The following is a 17,031-nucleotide window of genomic DNA, read 5'->3' as shown; positions in this document are numbered from 1 at the left end:
AGCCGGAATTGACCGATTTGCCCGTGAGGTCGTGAGCAAACTCACACGCTGGTCGTGGGCAGTTGGCGGCTTCGCCGGGGAATCGGATGTTTAGCCTGACGCTTTACAGGACGGACGACTCTGCCAACCCACTCGATCAGAGGGCACAGGACGACAACGGTGAAGACGACGATGATGTTCCGCACGATAGCCAACCCGCGGCGCACGACCCTGGTGCACCTCGAGGACGCCGGCGAGCTGCACACGCCGGAGCTCCCGGAGCACTCCGTCGACCTCCCGGCCCAGACGGCCAACCCCCGGCGCACCATCCTCGACGAGATGCCGGCCGGCGTGGGTGCCGCGGCCGGCGAGTGAGGAACGGCTCCGCCGGGCGCGGCCGGAAGGGATCGTGCGACGGTCCGTCCGGCCGCGCTCGCGTACGGGGCGGCCGCGCTCCTTTCTGTGCCGGGGCGGCGCAGGGTCTGCCGCACAAGCTCGGGTGACCCGCCTCTGACCTGCGGCGATGCCCCCAGAAGTGAAGACCGTCGAAGAGCTCCGATAGCCTGAGGCGTCAGTACGCCGGTTCTCAGTGAGGGGCGCAAGGATCCCGTGCGCATCGCCAGGTTCTCCATCGACGGGAACGTAGCCTTCGGCGCGGTCGAGGGCGACAAGCAGGACGAACTCGTCCTCGACATCATCAAGGGCATCCCGTTCGCCGACTACGAGCTGTCCGGGACGAAGGTGCCCCTGAGCAAAGTCAGGCTGCTCCCGCCGGTGCTGCCCAACAAGGTCGTGGCGTTCGGCCGCAACTACACCGAGCACGCGCGTGAGCTGGGCAACGAGGTGCCCGAGGCGCCGTTCGCCTTCTTCAAGCCGTCCACCTCCGTGATCGGCCCCGGCGACGACATCCAGTACCCGTCGTTCTCCGAGGAACTGCACCACGAGGCCGAGCTGGCCGTGGTCATCGGCCGGATGTGCCGCGAGGTGCCGCGCGAGCGCGTCAAGGACGTGATCTTCGGCTACACCTGTGCCAACGACGTCACCGCCCGCGATGTGCAGAAGCGCGAGAAGCAGTGGGCCCGGGCCAAGGGCTTCGACACCTCCTGCCCGCTCGGCCCCTGGGTGGAGACGGACCTGGACCTCGCCCGCGCGAACGACCTGACCATCCAGCTCACCGTCAACGGCGAACAGCGCCAGCTGGGCCGTACGAGCGAGATGATCCACTCCATCGAGGACCTGATCGTCAACATCTCCGAGGCCATGACGTTGCTCCCCGGCGACGTGATCCTCACGGGCACCCCGGCAGGCGTCGGGCCGCTCACCGTCGGCGACGAGGTCGCCGTCACCATCGAAGGCATCGGCACTCTCACCAACAAGGTTGTCAAGCGTGGCTAGCGCACCCGTCCGCGTACGTTTCTGCCCCTCGCCCACCGGTAACCCCCACGTGGGCCTGGTCCGCACCGCCCTGTTCAACTGGGCGTTCGCCCGGCACCACCAGGGCACCCTGGTCTTCCGCATCGAGGACACCGACGCGGCCCGCGACTCCGAGGAGTCGTACACCCAGCTGCTCGACGCCATGCGCTGGCTCGGCTTCGACTGGGACGAGGGCCCCGAGGTCGGCGGCCCGCACGCGCCGTACCGGCAGTCGCAGCGCATGGACCTCTACGCCGAGGTCGCCCAGAAGCTCCTCGACGGCGGCTACGCCTACCGCTGCTACTGCTCCCAGGAGGAGCTGGACACCCGCCGCGAGGCGGCCCGCGCCGCCGGCAAGCCCTCCGGCTACGACGGCCACTGCCGCGACCTGAGCGCCGAGCAGATCGAGACGTACAAGGCCCAGGGCCGCTCCCCGATCGTCCGCTTCCGCATGCCCGACGAGGCGATCACCTTCACGGACCTGGTCCGCGGCGAGCTGACCTTCACGCCGGAGAACGTGCCCGACTACGGCATCGTCCGCGCGAACGGCGCCCCGCTGTACACCCTGGTCAACCCCGTCGACGACGCGCTGATGGAGATCACCCACGTCCTGCGCGGCGAGGACCTGCTCTCCTCCACCCCGCGCCAGATCGCGCTGTACAAGGCACTGATCGAGCTGGGCGTCGCGAAGCAGATCCCGGCCTTCGGCCACCTGCCGTACGTGATGGGCGAGGGCAACAAGAAGCTCTCCAAGCGCGACCCGCAGTCGTCCCTCAACCTCTACCGGGAGCAGGGCTTCCTGCCCGAGGGCCTGCTCAACTACCTGTCCCTGCTGGGCTGGTCGCTCTCGGCGGACAAGGACATCTTCACGATCGAGGAGATGGTCGCGGCCTTCGAGATCTCCGACGTGAACCCCAACCCGGCCCGCTTCGACCTGAAGAAGTGCGAGGCGATCAACGGCGACCACATCCGCATGCTGGATGTGACGGAATTCACCGAGCGCTGCCGCCCCTGGCTGCAGGCCCCGTTCGCCCCGTGGGCGCCGGAGGACTTCGACGAGGCCCAGTGGCAGGCGATCGCCCCGCACGCCCAGACCCGCCTCAAGGTCCTCTCCGAGATCACCGACAACGTCGACTTCCTCTTCCTGCCGGAGCCGGCCTTCGACGAGGCGAGCTGGGCTAAGGCGATGAAGGAGGGCTCCGACGCCCTCCTGCGCACGGCCCGCGAGAAGCTCGGGGCGGCCGACTGGACCTCCGCCGAGTCCCTCAAGGAGGCCGTCCTGGCCGCCGGCGAGGTGCACGGCCTCAAGCTCGGCAAGGCCCAGGCCCCGGTCCGCGTGGCCGTCACCGGCCGCACCGTCGGCCTGCCGCTCTTCGAGTCCCTGGAAATCCTGGGCAAGGAGAAGACCCTGACCAGGATCGACGCGGCCCTGGCCAAGCTGGCCGCGTAGCCGAACCACCCGCAAGGGGCGGCACCCGGAACTCCGGGTGCCGCCCCTGTCGCGTTGTTCACCCGGCGGGATACGTTCGGATCATGAGCATCAGAGCCGTGGTCTGGGACGTGGACGACACTCTTTTCGACTACACGACCGCGGACCGGGAGGGGATGCGGGCGCACCTGGTGGCGGAAGGGCTGCTCGCCGGGTACGGCACCCCGGAGCAGGCCCTGACCCGGTGGCGGGAGGTCACCGCTCAGCAGTGGGCGCGGTACGCGGCGGGGGAGTGCTCCTTCCAGGACCAGCGGCGCGACCGGGTGCGCGTGTTCCTCGGCGCCCGGCTGAGCGACGCGGAGGCCGACTCCTGGTTCCAGAGCTACCTCGGGCACTACGAGGCCGCCTGGCGGCTCTTCCCGGACGTCCTGCCCGCCCTGGAGGCCCTCGCGGCCAGCCACCGGCACGCGGTGCTGTCCAACTCCAGTCTCACCGTCCAGGAGCACAAGCTGCGCACCCTCGGCCTGCGCGACCGTTTCGAGTCCGTGCTGTGCGCCGTCGAGCTGGGCGTCTCCAAGCCGGAGGCGGGCGCCTTCCTGGCGGCCTGCGAGGCGCTGGGGCTGCCTCCGCACGAGGTGGCGTACGTCGGCGACCACCCGGAGATCGACGGGCGGGGCGCCGCCGAGGCCGGGTTGCTGTCCGTGTGGATCGACCGCGGAGCGGCCTACGCACGGGCCGTCGGGGAGGTCGTGGCGCACCGGATCTCGACCCTCTCCGAACTCCCGGCGCTCGTCCGCGCGGATACCCGTTTTGGAGCCCCGTCCACCTTCGGGTAATGTTCTTTCTGCGCCGAGGGGAGCGGGCCGGAAGGCCGGAGCCCCGAGGAGCGAACTAGAACGAGAACCCCGCAGGGGCTTGAGTTCCAGTGGCCTATGGTGTAATTGGCAGCACGACTGATTCTGGTTCAGTTAGTCTTGGTTCGAGTCCAGGTAGGCCAGCTCGCAGAGCTTATCTGCAAAGCCCCCGTTGTGTAGCGGCCTAGCACGCTGCCCTCTCAAGGCAGTAGCGCCGGTTCGAATCCGGTCGGGGGTACTGATCTCGACTCTGTCGAGGTCGCTAGGGCCCCCGTTGTGTAGCGGCCTAGCACGCCGCCCTCTCAAGGCGGTAGCGCCGGTTCGAATCCGGTCGGGGGTACTGACTGGTCTAAACCATCATTGGTCTATGGTGTAATTGGCAGCACGACTGATTCTGGTTCAGTTAGTCTTGGTTCGAGTCCAGGTAGACCAGCTCGGATCTGCGGAAACGTAAGATCCTCGCCCCCGTTGTGTAGCGGCCTAGCACGCCGCCCTCTCAAGGCGGTAGCGCCGGTTCGAATCCGGTCGGGGGTACGCACAGGGAAGGCCCTCCACCTCGGTGGAGGGCCTTCGCCGTTCCCGGCGCCGGCCGGCTCACCCGAAGCCGTACCGCCGCGTCGACTCCTCTTCCTGGGCCAGCCGGTGCAGCGCCTTCAGCACCGGCTCATTGAGGATCGCCCCCAGGATCGCGAACTCGACCTGCTCCGCCTCCGTCGGGTACGTCTCCATGTTGTCCAGGTCCAGGACGGCTGTCCGGTGCATCAAGTCGGCGTACGGTGCGAGCTGTTCGGCCCCCCAGACGTAGCCGAGCCGGCGGAACGCGGCCACCCCCACCACCAGTGAGCGGTACGCGGGGGAGATGCTCGCGAGCTGCTTGGCGTTCTCCCAGCCGAGCCGGTCCAGGAGCGCCGCGACCTCCTGGTGCGCGGCCTGGACGTACTCGTCGTCCTCGTCCGGCTCCGGCACCTGCGGCAGCGCCCACAGCGCCGCGCCGAGGTGCATCGCGCCACCCAGGGATTCGTCGTCCACGTGCCCGAGCACCTCCCGGACCGTCGCCACCGGGACCCGCCCGACCTGGATCATCGCGCGCACCAGCCGCAGCCGGCGCAGATGCTCCTCGTCGTACTCCGCCGTCGTCGCGTTGACCTGGCGGCCCGGCGGCAACAGTCCTTCGCGCAGGTAGTACTTGATCGTCGCGGTGGGTACACCGCTGCGTCCGCTCAGCTCGGCAAGCCGCATCCCTTGCGTTCCTCCTTGGATAACGGCACTATCCAAGCACGCGCCGCTTGGATAGCGCCGCTCACCGACGAGGGGGAACTCATGGTGTCCCGAACGACCGCCGACGCGGAGGGCGAGATCGTCGTCCTGCTGATCGGTATGCGTATCAACCGCTTCTGGGCGGTGCACCTGTGGCTGCCCGTGATGCTCGCGATGTTCCGCATGCTGCGGGAACTGGAGAAGGACCCCGGGCGCGGGCTGCGCGCCAAGGTGATGCTGACGGCGTCGCCCCGGACGTACTACGTCGTGCAGTACTGGGAGTCCAAGGACAAGCTGTACGCCTACGCGACCGCGCCGGACGCCTTCCACCACAAGGCGTGGGCCGTGCTCAACCGCAAGGAGCGCACGGGCAAGCTGCGGGGGCAGGTCGGGATCTGGCACGAGACGTACGTCGTGCCGGAGGGGTCGTACGAGGCGATCTACGGCGACATGCCGGCGTTCGGGCTCGCGGCCGCGCACGGACAGGTGCCCCTGGAGAAGCGCGGCCGGTACGCCAAGGACCGGTTCGCCCACCGGTCGCAGCAGGCGCCGGCGGGGGAGCGGGCCGGCTGAGGGCGAGACGGGGGGTCGGGGGAGCGAGGAGGGCCTGCCGCGGCGTTGGGGCAGGCCCTTCTCAGTGTTCGGACACCCCGCTCAGCCCGAGCGGCGCAGGGCCTCGGAGAGGCGGGCCGCGGCGTCGATGACCGCCTGGGCGTGCATACGGCCCGGGTGCCGGGTCAGACGCTCGATGGGGCCGGAGACGGACACGGCGGCCACCACGCGGTTGGAGGGCCCGCGTACGGGCGCGGAGACGGACGCGACGCCCGGCTCGCGCTCGCCGATGGACTGCGCCCAGCCGCGCCGCCGTACGCCCGACAGGGCCGTCGCCGTGAAGCGGGCGCCCTGGAGGCCGCGGTGCAGGCGCTCGGGCTCCTCCCAGGCCATCAGGATCTGTGCCGACGAGCCCGCCTTCATCGTGAGTGTCGAACCCACCGGGACGGTGTCCCGCAGGCCGGACAGGCGCTCCGCCGCGGCCACACAGATCCGCATGTCACCCTGGCGTCGGTAGAGCTGTGCGCTCTCGCCGGTGACATCACGGAGGTGGGTGAGCACGGGGCCCGCCGTCGCGAGCAGGCGGTCCTCGCCCGCCGCCGCCGCAAGCTCCGCGAGGCGCGGGCCGAGGATGAACCGGCCCTGCATGTCACGTGCCACCATGCGGTGGTGTTCCAAGGCCACGGCCAGGCGGTGAGCCGTGGGTCGTGCCAGTCCGGTGGCGCCGACCAGACCCGCGAGGGTGGCCGGACCGGACTCCAGAGCGCTCAGGACGAGGGCCGCCTTGTCCAGAACGCCGACGCCGCTACTGTTGTCCATGCAACGATACTCACGTCTCACTCTGTGAAACGCAAGTTCAATTTTCCGTGGAACGCGCCACCCTGGAATCACACAGCGGCCCGCAGACCAACGGGCCTGGCGGTGGACGCCCGGAATCACGACTTCATGGGGCCCCTCACAAGGGCAGTCGCCGCTTCCTCAAGATCTCGAGTTGGGCCGGTGGACGTGTGCCGGCCGGAGGGAAAGCGATGGGTAGGACACTCGCGGAGAAGGTCTGGGACGACCACGTCGTCCGGCGCGCCGAGGGCGAGCCCGACCTCCTCTTCATCGATCTGCACCTGCTGCACGAGGTGACCAGCCCCCAGGCATTCGACGGGCTCCGCAAGACCGGCCGCCCGGTGCGCCGTCTCGACCTCACCATCGCGACCGAGGACCACAACACCCCCACCCTCGACATCGACAAGCCCATCGCCGACCCGGTCTCCCGCGCCCAGCTGGAGACGCTGCGCAAGAACTGCGCCGAGTTCGGGGTGCGGCTGCACCCGCTGGGTGACGTCGAGCAGGGCGTCGTGCACGTCGTCGGCCCGCAGCTGGGCCTGACCCAGCCGGGCACCACGGTCGTCTGCGGTGACTCCCACACCTCCACGCACGGCGCCTTCGGCGCGCTGGCGTTCGGTATCGGCACCTCCCAGGTCGAGCACGTGCTGGCCACCCAGACGCTGCCCCTGGCCCGCCCCAAGACCATGGCGATCACCGTCGAGGGCGAGCTGCCCGAGGGTGTCACCGCCAAGGACCTCATCCTGGCGATCATCGCCAAGATCGGCACCGGCGGCGGCCAGGGCTACATCCTGGAGTACCGCGGCTCCGCCATCGAGAAGCTCTCGATGGAGGCCCGGATGACCATCTGCAACATGTCGATCGAGGCCGGCGCCCGCGCGGGCATGATCGCCCCCGACGAGACCACCTTCGCGTACCTCAAGGGCCGCCCGCACGCCCCCGAGGGCGCCGACTGGGACGCCGCCGTCGCGTACTGGAAGACCCTGAAGACCGACGACGACGCCGTCTTCGACGCCGAGGTCGTCATCAACGCCGGCGAGCTGTCGCCGTTCGTCACCTGGGGCACCAACCCCGGCCAGGGCGCACCGCTTTCGGCGAACGTCCCCGACCCGGCTTCGTACGAAGACGCTTCGGAGCGCCTGGCCGCCGAAAAGGCTCTGGAATACATGGGGTTGGCGGCCGGACAGCCGCTGCGCTCCATCGACGTGGACACCGTCTTCGTAGGCTCCTGCACCAACGGCCGCATCGAGGACCTGCGCGCCGCCGCCGACATCCTGCGGGGCCGCAAAGTCGCCGACGGCGTACGGATGCTGGTCGTCCCGGGCTCCGCGCGGGTCGGTCTCCAGGCCGTCTCCGAGGGCCTGGACGTGGTCTTCAAGGAGGCCGGCGCCGAATGGCGGCACGCGGGCTGCTCGATGTGCCTCGGCATGAACCCCGACCAGCTGGCCCCCGGCGAGCGCTCCGCGTCCACCTCCAACCGCAACTTCGAGGGCCGGCAGGGCAAGGGCGGTCGTACGCACCTGGTGTCGCCGCAGGTCGCGGCCGCCACGGCCGTCCTCGGCCACCTGGCCTCGCCCGCCGACCTGTCCGACGCAACCGCCGCGCCCGCTGGAGTCTGATCAGCCATGGAAGCATTCACCACGCACACCGGCCGGGCCGTCCCGCTGCGCCGTTCCAACGTCGACACCGACCAGATCATCCCTGCTCACTGGCTCAAGAAGGTGACCCGGGACGGTTTCGAGGACGGCCTGTTCGAGGCCTGGCGCAAGGACGCCGAGTTCGTCCTCAACCGGCCCGAGCGGCAGGGGGCGACCGTCCTGATCGCCGGCCCCGACTTCGGCACCGGCTCCTCCCGCGAGCACGCCGTCTGGGCGCTCCAGAACTACGGCTTCAAGACCGTGATCTCCTCGCGCTTCGCCGACATCTTCCGGGGCAACTCGCTGAAGAACGGCCTGCTCACGGTGGTCCTGGACCAGAAGATCGTGGACGCGCTGTGGGAGCTGACGGAACAGGACCCCACTGCTGAGGTCACTGTGGACCTTGAGGCGCGTGAGGTGCGTGCCGAGGGCATCACCGCCTCCTTCGAGCTGGACGAGAACAGCCGCTGGCGGCTGCTGAACGGCCTGGACGACATCTCCATCACGCTCCAGAACGAGGCCGACATCGCCGCGTACGAGGCCAAGCGGCCCGCCCACAAGCCGCGGACGCTCCAGGTCTGAGCCGGCCCCCGAACAGGTCGGGTTTCGGCCACCCCAACACCCCGTCTGTACCCCCGATCGCCACGATCGGGGGTACAGCCATGTCTGCACCCGAACGGCCCCGTCGCGCCGCGCCGACGCGCTCAACTGCCCATGTTAAGAAGGTCGTTGTCCGGGTACGTGAGTGCTGTGTTCGCGCCCTCCGCAAGTGCCTGGAAAGCCATTTGAGGCGGTAGTTGCCCCCTGAGCAGGCGACAACTCGCCCCAGATGGCACAATCTGTGCATGGGACACGACGGCCAACTCCAGCTCTATACGGCGGTCGCGAACCAGCTCAAGGAAGCGCACGCAAGGGTGCGCGCACTGCAAGTCCCGGAGGGCGTACGGATGGCGCTGACCCGGAAGCTGCTGGTCATTACGGCCGCGGCCAAGCACGATCTCGCCGGTGCGGCAAGGCGGCTCGAGCGGTTCACCGCGGACCTCGACGAGGGTCGGATCCCTGACGAGGACCGCTGAACAGCCCGAGACAACCGAGTCCGTTGCGGCACAAGGGTGATAAGCCCGTTTCGTGTTTGATTTGCGGTATATATCTGCCTAACGTGCGAAAAAGCTTGAACACTTTCGTTCTGGCGAGGTCTCCGAAGGGGAAGACGTGAACAAGGCGCAGCTCGTAGAAGCGATTGCCGACAAGGTGGGCGGCCGCCAGCAGGCCGCCGATGCTGTCGATCATGTCCTGGACGCCATCGTCCGCGCGGTCGTCGCGGGCGAGCGGGTCTCGGTCACCGGCTTCGGGTCCTTCGAGAAGGTGGACCGCCCCGCCCGCTACGCCCGCAACCCTCAGACGGGCGAGCGGGTTCGGGTCAAGAAGACCTCCGTGCCGCGCTTCCGCGCCGGTCAGGGCTTCAAGGACCTGGTGAGCGGCTCGAAGAAGCTTCCGCGGGGTGGCGAGGTCTCGGTCAAGAAGGCGCCCAAGGGCAGCCTGACCGGCGGCGCCGCGGCGACGGTCAAGAAGGCCGCCGCGAAGAAGACCACCAAGGCGGCGGCCGCGAAGAAGACGACGGCCAAGAAGGCGGCACCGGCGGCGAAGAAGACGACGGCGGCCGCCGCCGCGAAGAAGACCACGGCGAAGAAGGCGCCCGCCAAGAAGACCACGGCGACCGCCAAGACCACCGCGGCGAAGAAGACCACCGCCAAGAAGGCGACGGCCAAGAAGGCTCCGGCCAAGAAGGTCACCGCCAAGAAGGCCCCGGCCAAGAAGTCGACGGCCCGCAAGACCACCGCCAAGAAGACCACCGCCCGCAAGGCGACCTCGTAAGGCCGCCAGGGCACTCACGCGCCGGGCCGGACTCCCCTGGGGAGCCCGGCCCGCGGCGTGTGTAAGGGAAGTTACAGGGTTTGAAGGGTTACGAGGGTGATCCGGACGGCGTCGCCCTCGCCCTCCGTCTCGATCCGCACCCGCTGCCCGGGACGCAGCAGCCGGAGGTCTCCGGCGTCGAACGCGGCGGTGTCGAAGGGCATCGGGGTGCCGTCGTCGAGGAGCACCTGGCCGCTGCGGGTCTGCGGGTCGTAGGTGTATGCGGTGGCCTGCATGACGGCCAGCCTAATGCCCGCCGAAGTGGAGGGCTCGTCGGCGGCCTTCCGGGCGCACCTCAGGATCCCGGGAACAGCAGCCCCGCCGACGCCGCGGCCGTATGCCGGCCCACCCCGAGGGTCAGCGCGGCGCGCAGGTCGTCTCCCGTGTCCACGTCCTGGCGTACCGAATCGACCTCCGTGAGTGCGAGTTCCGTCGCGCCGGAGGCCCGGTGGCGGAAACGGGAATCAATGCCGAACGCCGGCTGCAATTCCCGGCCGGGGCCCGCGGCCAGCAGAGTTGTGCCGCGCCCCGCCGTATCCGCCAGAAAAGCGCGGGCGAATTCCGCGGCAGCGGCCAGCACCCGGGACAGTTCCCGCGGACGCAGTGCCGGCAGATCGGCGTTGAGGGCCGCGACCGGAGCGCCGGGGCGGATTTCCCGTACGACGGCGGCACCGTGCGCCAGAGCGGCGTTCAGACCGTTTGCGGGGGTGTCCGGGACGATCCGCGCGCCCAGCGCGGCCAGCTCGCGGCCGGCCAGCTCGTCGTCCGTGACGACCGCCACATCCGAAACGGCCGGGCAGGCCAGCGCCGCGGCCACGGTGTCCTGCGCGAACGCCAGTGCCAGTCCCGGGCGCACCCCGTCGCCGGCGGTGTCAGCGAGCCTGCTCTTGGCGCGCGTCAGGGGCTTCAGGGGGATGACCAAGCTCCACAGCACCGGCGTACCGTCCCTCTCTCGTCGCGGTCATTGTCCCCCGGGCGATCCGGAGCCGAGGGTGTGGGGGAGGGGTGCGAAGCTCCTCACGAGGGCGGGGGCGGTGACGGGCGGGCGTACGGTGTTCTCGACAGACCGGCGGCCCGGGGCCACACTTGTGCGGCCCCCGCCGGGGTGGCAGCCCTAGAGGAAGGTGTCCTTGTGTCCCGCCGCAGAATCGGCTTCTGGTACCGCTTCGCCGCGGTGATCTGCAAACCGCCGCTGGTGGCTCTGATCAAGCGGGACTGGCGTGGAATGGAGCACATTCCGGCCGAGGGCGGATTTATCACCGTGGTGAACCACAATTCCCACGTGGACCCCTTCGCGTACGCGCATTATCAGTACAACACCGGGCGGGTCCCGCGATTCCTGGCGAAGAGCGGCCTTTTCAAGAAGGGATTCGTCGGCGCCGCCATGCGCGGCACCGGGCAGATCCCCGTCTACCGCGAGTCCACGGACGCGCTCAGCGCCTTCCGCGCCGCCATCGACGCCGTGCAGCGCGGCGAGTGCGTCGCCTTCTACCCCGAGGGCACCCTCACCCGCGACCCGAACGGCTGGCCCATGACCGGCAAGACCGGTGCCGCGCGCGTCGCCCTCCAGACCAAGTGCCCGGTCATCCCGGTCGCCCAGTGGGGCGCCAACGAACTGCTGCCGCCGTACGCCAAGAAGCCGGACCTCTTCCCGCGCAAGACCCACCACGTGCTGGCGGGCCCGCCCGTGGACCTCTCCCGGTTCTACGGCCAGGAGATGACCCCGGAGGTGCTGAAGGAGGCCACCGAGGTCATCATGGCGGCCATCACCCGCCTCCTGGAGGAGATCCGCGGCGAGAAGGCGCCCGAGGCGCCGTACGACCCGCGCCGCGAGCGGATCGAGCAGCGGCGCCGCACCGAGGCGCAGACGCGGGGCAAGCAAGCGGAAGGGCAGAGCAAGTGAGCAAGCCTGTGCGGGCGGCCGTCATGGGCACCGGTTCGTGGGGCACCGCCTTCGGCATGGTCCTCGCCGACGCCGGCTGTGACGTGACCCTGTGGGCCCGCCGCCCGGAGCTGGCCGAGGCGGTCAACTCCACCCGGACCAACCCCGACTACCTGCCCGGCGTGGAACTCCCGGAGAACCTGCGTGCCACCGCCGACCCGGCCGAGGCGCTGCGCGACGCGGACTTCACCGTCCTCGCGATTCCGTCCCAGACCCTGCGCGCCAACCTCGCCGAGTGGACCCCGCTGCTCGCTCCGGACACCGTCCTCGTCTCCCTGATGAAGGGTGTCGAACTCGGCTCCACCATGCGGATGAGCGAGGTCATCGAGGACGTAGCCAAGGTCGGCGCCGACCGGATCGCCGTCGTCACCGGGCCCAACCTGGCCCGCGAGATCGCCGCCCGCATGCCCGCCCTGGCCGTCGTGGCCTGCACCGACGAGCAGGTCGCCCAGCGGCTCCAGGCCGCCTGCCACACGCCGTACTTCCGGCCGTACACCAACACGGACGTGGTCGGCTGCGAACTCGCCGGCGCGGTCAAGAACGTCATCGGGCTCGCGGTCGGCATCGCCGACGGCATGGGACTCGGCGACAACGCCAAGGGCTCGCTCATCACGCGCGGCCTCGCCGAGACCACCCGGCTCGGCCTCGCCATGGGCGCCGACCCGCTGACCTTCTCCGGACTCGCGGGCCTGGGCGACCTGGTGGCCACCTGCTCCTCGCCGCTGTCCCGCAACCACACCTTCGGCACCAACCTCGGCAAGGGCATGACCCTGGAGGAGACCATCGCGGTCACCCGGCAGACCGCCGAGGGGGTCAAGTCCTGCGAGTCCGTGCTGGATCTGGCCCGCCGGCACGGCGTCGACATGCCCATCACCGAGACGGTCGTCAGCATCGTGCACGAGGGCAAGTCGCCGGTCGCCGCGCTCAAGGAACTGATGGCCCGCAGCGCCAAGCCCGAGCGCCACTGACCCACCCCCCACGAGGCACGCCGAGCGGTGCCGGATCCCGGCCGCGAATCGTTCCGGAGCCGCCCGCGAGCCGTACCGGGTCCCGGCCGCGAGTCGTCCGGCAACCGGCCGCGAGCCGTTCCGGACCCGGCTCCGAGCCGTCCCACGCGACGCTCCGCGACCGTCCGTGCGACGCTGAGCGACGGCCCGGGAGCGCGCGCTGACTTGGGCGCTACCTCCGGGTACTCTCATCGCGATATGAGCACCGAGAACCTTCCCCAGAGCCCTGAGCAGCCGTCGCGCAAGCCGCGCGTCGCCGTCGTGTTCGGCGGCCGCAGCTCCGAACACGGGATCTCCGTGGTCACCGCCGGCGCCGTCCTCAAGGCCATCGACCGGACGAAGTACGACGTCCTGCCGATCGGTATCACCGCGGACGGCCGCTGGGCGCTGACGGCCGACGAGCCGGAGCGGATGGCCATCACCGACCGCCGCACCCCGAGCGTGGAGGAGCTGGCGGAGTCGCACGAGGGCGGCGTGGTGCTCCCCGTCGACCCGGCCAGCCGCGAGGTCGTCTACAGCGAGCCCGGCTCCGTGCCCAAGGCCCTCGGCGAGGTCGACGTGGTCTTCCCGGTGCTGCACGGCCCCTACGGCGAGGACGGCACCCTCCAGGGCCTGCTGGAGCTGTCCGGGGTGCCCTACGTGGGCTCCGGCGTGCTCGCCTCGGCCGTCGGCCAGGACAAGGAGTACATGAAGCGGGTGTTCACCTCCTTCGGGCTCAAGGTCGGCCCGTACGTGGTGATCCGGCCCCGCGAGTGGGCCCAGGACGAGTCCGCCGCCCGCAAGAAGATCGTCGACTTCGCGGGGGAGCACGGCTGGCCGCTGTTCGTGAAGCCCGCGCGCGCGGGTTCGTCCATCGGTATCACCAAGGTCGACGACCTCTCCGGCCTGGACGAGGCGATCGCCGAGGCGCAGGCCCACGACCCGAAGATCCTCGTCGAGGCGGCCGTACACGGCCGTGAGATCGAGTGCGGCGTCCTGGAGTTCGAGGACGGTCCGCGCGCCTCCGTCCCGGCCGAGATCCCGCCGCCGGACGCGCACGCGTACTACGACTTCGAGGCCAAGTACATCGACTCCACGCCCGGCATCGTCCCGGCCCCGCTCACCGAGGAGCAGACCGCCGAGGTGCGCAGGCTCGCGGTCGAGGCGTTCGAGGCGGCCTCCTGCGAGGGACTGGTCCGCGCGGACTTCTTCCTCACCGAGGACGGCGAGTTCGTGATCAACGAGATCAACACCATGCCCGGCTTCACGCCGATCTCGATGTACCCGCAGATGTGGCAGGCGAGCGGGATCAGCTACCCCGAGCTGGTGGACCGCCTGGTGCAGGCGGCGCTGCGCCGCTCGACCGGGTTGCGCTGACCCCGCGGGTCAGTGCCGCATGGAGGCGAGCCCCTCCGGGACCGCCTTCTTCACGGCCGCTGCCAGGTCCATGAGCACCTGGGCGCTGTCGTCCGACCCGGACAGCTTCTTCGGCAGCGTCACCTGCACATACGCACGGCGACCGGACGTGGTGAACCGCCACGTCCCGTCGTCCTCCTTCTCCATCAGCCAGTCGACTCCGTCGACCCCGCCGCCGATCGCGTTCGGGTCCTCGCCGAGGGCGACCTTGGGATCGATCATCTTCGGCGGCCGGACGATGCCGCAGCGCAGTATGATCGCCGGGTTTCCCCAGCCCGCCGTGTAGGCGGACCGGGGTTCGGGGTCCTGGCGGCTTCGCCCGTCCACCTTCCGTGGCAGCACCTTGTCCAGGTCACGGCAGATCGGGGCGGTCTTCGCGTCGGGGGTGGGAACCGCCACGGTGTCGTCGTCCGCGCTGGAGCAGCCCGCGACCACGATGAGCAGGGCGGGCGCGAGCAGGCCGAGAGGCCGGTGACGGAAGATGTTCACCGGCCAAGCGTAGACGGGGGCTACAGATGCACGACCGGGCAGGTCAGGGTGCGCGTGATGCCGTCCACTTGCTGGACCCTCGCGACCACCATGCGACCGAGTTCGTCGACCGTGTCGGCCTGGGCGCGCACGATGACGTCGTACGGACCCGTCACGTCCTCGGCCTGGAGCACTCCAGGGATCTTGTTGATCGTCTCGGCGACGGTCGACGCCTTGCCGACCTCCGTCTGGATCAGGATGTACGCCTGTACCACGGAACCTCCAGGGCGGCCACGAGGATCATGTGGGGAAAAGGAACGCCACGGTATCGCGTCGCCGCTCCCCGCGGGGAGACCTGCGGGAACCGGGCTTGCGCGCCAGGGTGCAGGCACGACGGAAGTTGACGGTCACCTGGACCGTTTCGATGGTCATCACGACCGTGTCGGCGGCCGGGGGACTGCGACGACGGTCACCTCGACCGTATCGGGGACACTGATGACGCGCGACCGGGCACGGCAAGGGAGAGAAGGGGAGCAAGGGACATGAAGGGCACTGTTGGTGAGCTCGGGGAGTTCGGGCTCATCAGGGAGCTCACCTCCCGTCTCACCACCACCCCGGCGGTCCGGGTCGGCCCCGGCGACGACGCCGCGGTGGTCGCCGCGCCCGACCGCCGGGTGGTGGCGAGCACCGACATCCTGCTGGAGGGCCGGCACTTCCGCCGCGACTGGTCCACGGCCTACGACGTCGGCCGCAAGGCCGCCGCGCAGAACCTCGCGGACATCGCCGCGATGGGCGCCGTACCGACCGCGCTGCTGCTCGGCCTGGTCGTCCCGGCCGAGCTGCCGGTCGCCTGGCCCACCGAGCTGATGGACGGCCTGCGCGACGAGTGCCAGGTCGCCGGAGCCTCCGTGGTCGGCGGGGACGTCGTACGCGGCGACACGATCATGGTGTCGATCACCGCGCTCGGCGACCTGCGCAACCAGGAGCCCGTCACACGCGCGGGTGCCCAGCCCGGCGACATCGTGGCCGTCACCGGCTGGCTCGGCTGGTCCGCGGCCGGGTACGCGGTGCTCGCCCGCGGCTTCCGCTCGCCGCGCGCCTTCGTGGAGGCCCACCGGCGCCCCGAGCCGCCGTACCACGCGGGCCCGGCCGCCGCCGCGCTCGGCGCCACCGCGATGTGCGACGTGAGCGACGGACTGATCGCCGACCTCGGGCACATCGCCGAGGCCAGCAAGGTCCGCATCGACATCCGCTCCGGCGCGATCGACATCCCGACGCAGATGAACGACATCGGGCAGGCCGTCGGCGTGGACCCGCTGCAGTGGGTGCTGACCGGGGGAGAGGACCACGCGATCGTGGCGACCTTCCCGTCGGACGCCAAGCTGCCGGCCCGCTGGAAGGTCATCGGTGAGGTCCTCAACCCCTCCGCGCTGCCCCAGGTGACGGTCGACGGGGCGCCCTGGACCAGCAAGGGCGGCTGGGACCACTTCGGGGACATCGAGTCATGAGCACCCCCGGAGCGCCGCCCAGGGTCCTCACGGTGGCCGGCTCGGACTCCGGGGGCGGTGCCGGCGTCCAGGCCGACCTGAAGACGATGCTGGCGCACGGCGTGCACGGCATGAGCGTGATCACGGCCGTGACCGCGCAGAACTCCCTGGGCGTGCAGGGCGCCTGGGAGCTGCCGGTGGAGGCGGTACGGGCCCAGTACCGCAGCGTCGTGGACGACATCGGCGTCCAGGCCGTGAAGACCGGCATGCTGTCCTCCGCCGAACTGGTCGAGGCGGTCGCCGAGTTGATCTCCGGCACGGACGCGCCCGCCGTGGTGGACCCGGTGGGCGTCTCCAAGCACGGCGACCCGCTGCTGGCGGCCTCCGCGCTGGACTCCGTACGGACGAAGCTGCTGCCGGCGGCGACCGTGGCCACCCCGAACCTCGACGAGGTGGCTCAACTCACCGGGGTGCGCGTCGAGTCCGAGGACGATCTGCGGCGGGCCGCGGCGGCCGTGCTGGAGTACGGGCCGCGGTGGGTGCTGATCAAGGGCGGACACCTGTCCGGAGACGCCTTGGACCTGCTCACCGACGGCGCCGAGGAGCACTGGCTGCGCGCCCCCCGCCACGACAACCGGCACACCCACGGCACCGGCTGCACCCTCGCCTCCGCGATCGCCTGCGGGCTGGCGCGGGGCCGGGCCGTGCCGGAGGCGGTCCGGGTGGCCAAGGAGTACGTCACCGGGGCGATCGCCGCCGGCTTCGCCCTCGGCGCCGGCATCGGGCCCGTGGATCACGCATGGGCGCTGAGGCGCGAGACTCCCTGAGCCCGATGGGCGCCTTCGGGTGGGCCGCCTTCG

20 protein-coding genes and 5 tRNA genes are annotated in these 17,031 nt (G+C 70.3%); 19 read left to right on the top strand and 6 right to left on the bottom strand.

Annotated elements, in window-relative coordinates; all coding sequences use genetic code 11:
* Positions 1-159: 159 nt before the first annotated feature.
* From ACZ7DL_RS34660 to ACZ7DL_RS34620, 9 genes are all read left to right on the top strand, one after another.
* Positions 160-354, top strand: coding sequence for a hypothetical protein (locus tag ACZ7DL_RS34660; protein WP_470780403.1), 195 nt, complete (start codon positions 160-162; stop codon positions 352-354).
* A 234-nt stretch (positions 355-588) separates the two neighbouring features.
* Positions 589-1,374 (top strand): fumarylacetoacetate hydrolase family protein, encoded by a 786-nt coding sequence (locus ACZ7DL_RS34655; protein WP_470780401.1) that lies wholly within the window; start codon positions 589-591, stop codon positions 1,372-1,374.
* Positions 1,358-2,842, top strand: coding sequence for a glutamate--tRNA ligase (gene gltX / locus ACZ7DL_RS34650; RefSeq protein ID WP_470780400.1), 1,485 nt, complete (start codon positions 1,358-1,360; stop codon positions 2,840-2,842). Before ACZ7DL_RS34655 ends, gltX begins: the two co-directional genes overlap by 17 nt.
* A gap of 83 nt (positions 2,843-2,925) precedes the next feature.
* A complete protein-coding gene (locus ACZ7DL_RS34645; protein ID WP_470780398.1) occupies positions 2,926-3,657 on the top strand; it encodes an HAD family hydrolase in 732 nt (243 codons plus the stop codon).
* Between the two features lie 90 nt (positions 3,658-3,747).
* A tRNA-Gln gene (locus ACZ7DL_RS34640) sits at positions 3,748-3,819 on the top strand.
* A 21-nt stretch (positions 3,820-3,840) separates the two neighbouring features.
* Positions 3,841-3,913, top strand: a tRNA-Glu gene (locus ACZ7DL_RS34635).
* A gap of 29 nt (positions 3,914-3,942) precedes the next feature.
* Positions 3,943-4,015 (top strand) — tRNA-Glu (locus ACZ7DL_RS34630).
* A 21-nt stretch (positions 4,016-4,036) separates the two neighbouring features.
* Positions 4,037-4,108, top strand: a tRNA-Gln gene (locus ACZ7DL_RS34625).
* A 28-nt stretch (positions 4,109-4,136) separates the two neighbouring features.
* Positions 4,137-4,209: transfer RNA gene (locus ACZ7DL_RS34620), tRNA-Glu, on the top strand.
* A 60-nt stretch (positions 4,210-4,269) separates the two neighbouring features.
* On the opposite strand, the gene ACZ7DL_RS34615 is transcribed toward ACZ7DL_RS34620, so the two are convergent.
* A complete protein-coding gene (locus ACZ7DL_RS34615; protein ID WP_470780396.1) occupies positions 4,270-4,914 on the bottom strand; it encodes a MerR family transcriptional regulator in 645 nt (214 codons plus the stop codon).
* An 81-nt stretch (positions 4,915-4,995) separates the two neighbouring features.
* Here ACZ7DL_RS34615 and ACZ7DL_RS34610 point away from each other — a divergent pair, with 81 nt between their 5' ends.
* Positions 4,996-5,505, top strand: a complete 510-nt coding sequence (locus ACZ7DL_RS34610; protein ID WP_470780395.1) for a DUF4188 domain-containing protein — start codon at positions 4,996-4,998, stop codon at positions 5,503-5,505.
* An 81-nt stretch (positions 5,506-5,586) separates the two neighbouring features.
* Here the strand turns inward: ACZ7DL_RS34610 and ndgR are convergent, their stop codons facing one another.
* Positions 5,587-6,303 carry an IclR family transcriptional regulator NdgR gene (ndgR, locus tag ACZ7DL_RS34605; RefSeq protein WP_009320373.1) on the bottom strand — a complete coding sequence of 239 codons (717 nt, stop codon included), beginning with the start codon at positions 6,301-6,303 and terminating at the stop codon, positions 5,587-5,589.
* A 209-nt stretch (positions 6,304-6,512) separates the two neighbouring features.
* On the opposite strand from ndgR, the gene leuC reads away from it, so the two are divergent.
* From leuC to ACZ7DL_RS34585, 4 genes are all read left to right on the top strand, one after another.
* Positions 6,513-7,940: a 3-isopropylmalate dehydratase large subunit gene (leuC, locus tag ACZ7DL_RS34600; protein WP_470780394.1), complete on the top strand. Its 1,428-nt coding sequence runs from the start codon at positions 6,513-6,515 to the stop codon at positions 7,938-7,940.
* Between the two features lie 6 nt (positions 7,941-7,946).
* A complete protein-coding gene (gene leuD / locus ACZ7DL_RS34595; RefSeq protein WP_470780392.1) occupies positions 7,947-8,540 on the top strand; it encodes a 3-isopropylmalate dehydratase small subunit in 594 nt (197 codons plus the stop codon).
* A gap of 263 nt (positions 8,541-8,803) precedes the next feature.
* A complete protein-coding gene (locus ACZ7DL_RS34590) occupies positions 8,804-9,034 on the top strand; it encodes an SCO5555 family protein (RefSeq protein WP_470780390.1) in 231 nt (76 codons plus the stop codon).
* Positions 9,035-9,170: 136 nt separating this feature from the next.
* A complete protein-coding gene (locus ACZ7DL_RS34585; RefSeq protein ID WP_470780388.1) occupies positions 9,171-9,833 on the top strand; it encodes an HU family DNA-binding protein in 663 nt (220 codons plus the stop codon).
* Positions 9,834-9,904: 71 nt separating this feature from the next.
* Here the strand turns inward: ACZ7DL_RS34585 and ACZ7DL_RS34580 are convergent, their stop codons facing one another.
* Together ACZ7DL_RS34580 and cofC are read right to left on the bottom strand one after the other, a co-directional pair.
* On the bottom strand, positions 9,905-10,108 hold the full coding sequence (locus ACZ7DL_RS34580; RefSeq protein ID WP_470780386.1) for a hypothetical protein: 204 nt from the start codon (positions 10,106-10,108) through the stop codon (positions 9,905-9,907).
* Between the two features lie 59 nt (positions 10,109-10,167).
* Entirely contained in the window at positions 10,168-10,806 is a 639-nt protein-coding gene (gene cofC, locus ACZ7DL_RS34575; RefSeq protein WP_470780384.1) for a 2-phospho-L-lactate guanylyltransferase, read from the bottom strand.
* Between the two features lie 198 nt (positions 10,807-11,004).
* Between cofC and ACZ7DL_RS34570 the strand changes: the two genes are divergently transcribed.
* The 3 genes from ACZ7DL_RS34570 (at position 11,005) to ACZ7DL_RS34560 (ending at position 14,177) form a co-directional block, all read left to right on the top strand.
* Complete coding sequence (locus ACZ7DL_RS34570) at positions 11,005-11,775, top strand: lysophospholipid acyltransferase family protein (protein WP_470780382.1); 771 nt, start codon at positions 11,005-11,007, stop codon at positions 11,773-11,775.
* Positions 11,772-12,782, top strand: coding sequence for an NAD(P)H-dependent glycerol-3-phosphate dehydrogenase (locus ACZ7DL_RS34565; protein ID WP_470780380.1), 1,011 nt, complete (start codon positions 11,772-11,774; stop codon positions 12,780-12,782). The genes ACZ7DL_RS34570 and ACZ7DL_RS34565 overlap by 4 nt, the downstream gene beginning before the upstream one ends.
* A 237-nt stretch (positions 12,783-13,019) precedes the next feature.
* Positions 13,020-14,177: a D-alanine--D-alanine ligase family protein gene (locus tag ACZ7DL_RS34560; protein WP_470780378.1), complete on the top strand. Its 1,158-nt coding sequence runs from the start codon at positions 13,020-13,022 to the stop codon at positions 14,175-14,177.
* Between the two features lie 9 nt (positions 14,178-14,186).
* On the opposite strand, the gene ACZ7DL_RS34555 is transcribed toward ACZ7DL_RS34560, so the two are convergent.
* Together ACZ7DL_RS34555 and ACZ7DL_RS34550 are read right to left on the bottom strand one after the other, a co-directional pair.
* Positions 14,187-14,705 carry a DUF3515 domain-containing protein gene (locus ACZ7DL_RS34555; RefSeq protein WP_470780376.1) on the bottom strand — a complete coding sequence of 173 codons (519 nt, stop codon included), beginning with the start codon at positions 14,703-14,705 and terminating at the stop codon, positions 14,187-14,189.
* Between the two features lie 20 nt (positions 14,706-14,725).
* A complete protein-coding gene (locus ACZ7DL_RS34550) occupies positions 14,726-14,959 on the bottom strand; it encodes an Lrp/AsnC family transcriptional regulator (protein WP_470780374.1) in 234 nt (77 codons plus the stop codon).
* 267 nt (positions 14,960-15,226) lie between these two features.
* On the opposite strand from ACZ7DL_RS34550, the gene ACZ7DL_RS34545 reads away from it, so the two are divergent.
* Both ACZ7DL_RS34545 and thiD read left to right on the top strand, forming a co-directional pair.
* On the top strand, positions 15,227-16,192 hold the full coding sequence (locus tag ACZ7DL_RS34545) for a thiamine-phosphate kinase (RefSeq protein WP_470780372.1): 966 nt from the start codon (positions 15,227-15,229) through the stop codon (positions 16,190-16,192).
* Positions 16,189-16,998 (top strand): bifunctional hydroxymethylpyrimidine kinase/phosphomethylpyrimidine kinase, encoded by an 810-nt coding sequence (gene thiD, locus ACZ7DL_RS34540; RefSeq protein ID WP_470780370.1) that lies wholly within the window; start codon positions 16,189-16,191, stop codon positions 16,996-16,998. Before ACZ7DL_RS34545 ends, thiD begins: the two co-directional genes overlap by 4 nt.
* Positions 16,999-17,031: the final 33 nt, after the last annotated feature.

The organism is Streptomyces sp. NPDC036984 (assembly GCF_055607665.1).
The sequence above is the reverse complement of the archived record's forward strand: the minus strand, read 5'-3'. Positions and strand labels throughout refer to the sequence as shown.

Bases quoted from the DNA above. Each gene is read 5' to 3' on its own strand.
- ACZ7DL_RS34645 (WP_470780398.1), top strand. From the start codon at position 2,926: ATGAGCATCAGAGCCGTGGTCTGGGACGTGGACGACACTCTTTTCGAC.
- ACZ7DL_RS34615 (WP_470780396.1), bottom strand. From the start codon at position 4,914: ATGCGGCTTGCCGAGCTGAGCGGACGCAGCGGTGTACCCACCGCGACG.
- ACZ7DL_RS34610 (WP_470780395.1), top strand. From the start codon at position 4,996: ATGGTGTCCCGAACGACCGCCGACGCGGAGGGCGAGATCGTCGTCCTG.
- ndgR (WP_009320373.1), bottom strand. From the start codon at position 6,303: ATGGACAACAGTAGCGGCGTCGGCGTTCTGGACAAGGCGGCCCTCGTC.
- leuC (WP_470780394.1), top strand. From the start codon at position 6,513: ATGGGTAGGACACTCGCGGAGAAGGTCTGGGACGACCACGTCGTCCGG.
- leuD (WP_470780392.1), top strand. From the start codon at position 7,947: ATGGAAGCATTCACCACGCACACCGGCCGGGCCGTCCCGCTGCGCCGT.
- ACZ7DL_RS34590 (WP_470780390.1), top strand. From the start codon at position 8,804: ATGGGACACGACGGCCAACTCCAGCTCTATACGGCGGTCGCGAACCAG.
- ACZ7DL_RS34580 (WP_470780386.1), bottom strand. From the start codon at position 10,108: ATGCAGGCCACCGCATACACCTACGACCCGCAGACCCGCAGCGGCCAG.
- ACZ7DL_RS34560 (WP_470780378.1), top strand. From the start codon at position 13,020: ATGAGCACCGAGAACCTTCCCCAGAGCCCTGAGCAGCCGTCGCGCAAG.
- ACZ7DL_RS34545 (WP_470780372.1), top strand. From the start codon at position 15,227: ATGAAGGGCACTGTTGGTGAGCTCGGGGAGTTCGGGCTCATCAGGGAG.
- thiD (WP_470780370.1), top strand. From the start codon at position 16,189: ATGAGCACCCCCGGAGCGCCGCCCAGGGTCCTCACGGTGGCCGGCTCG.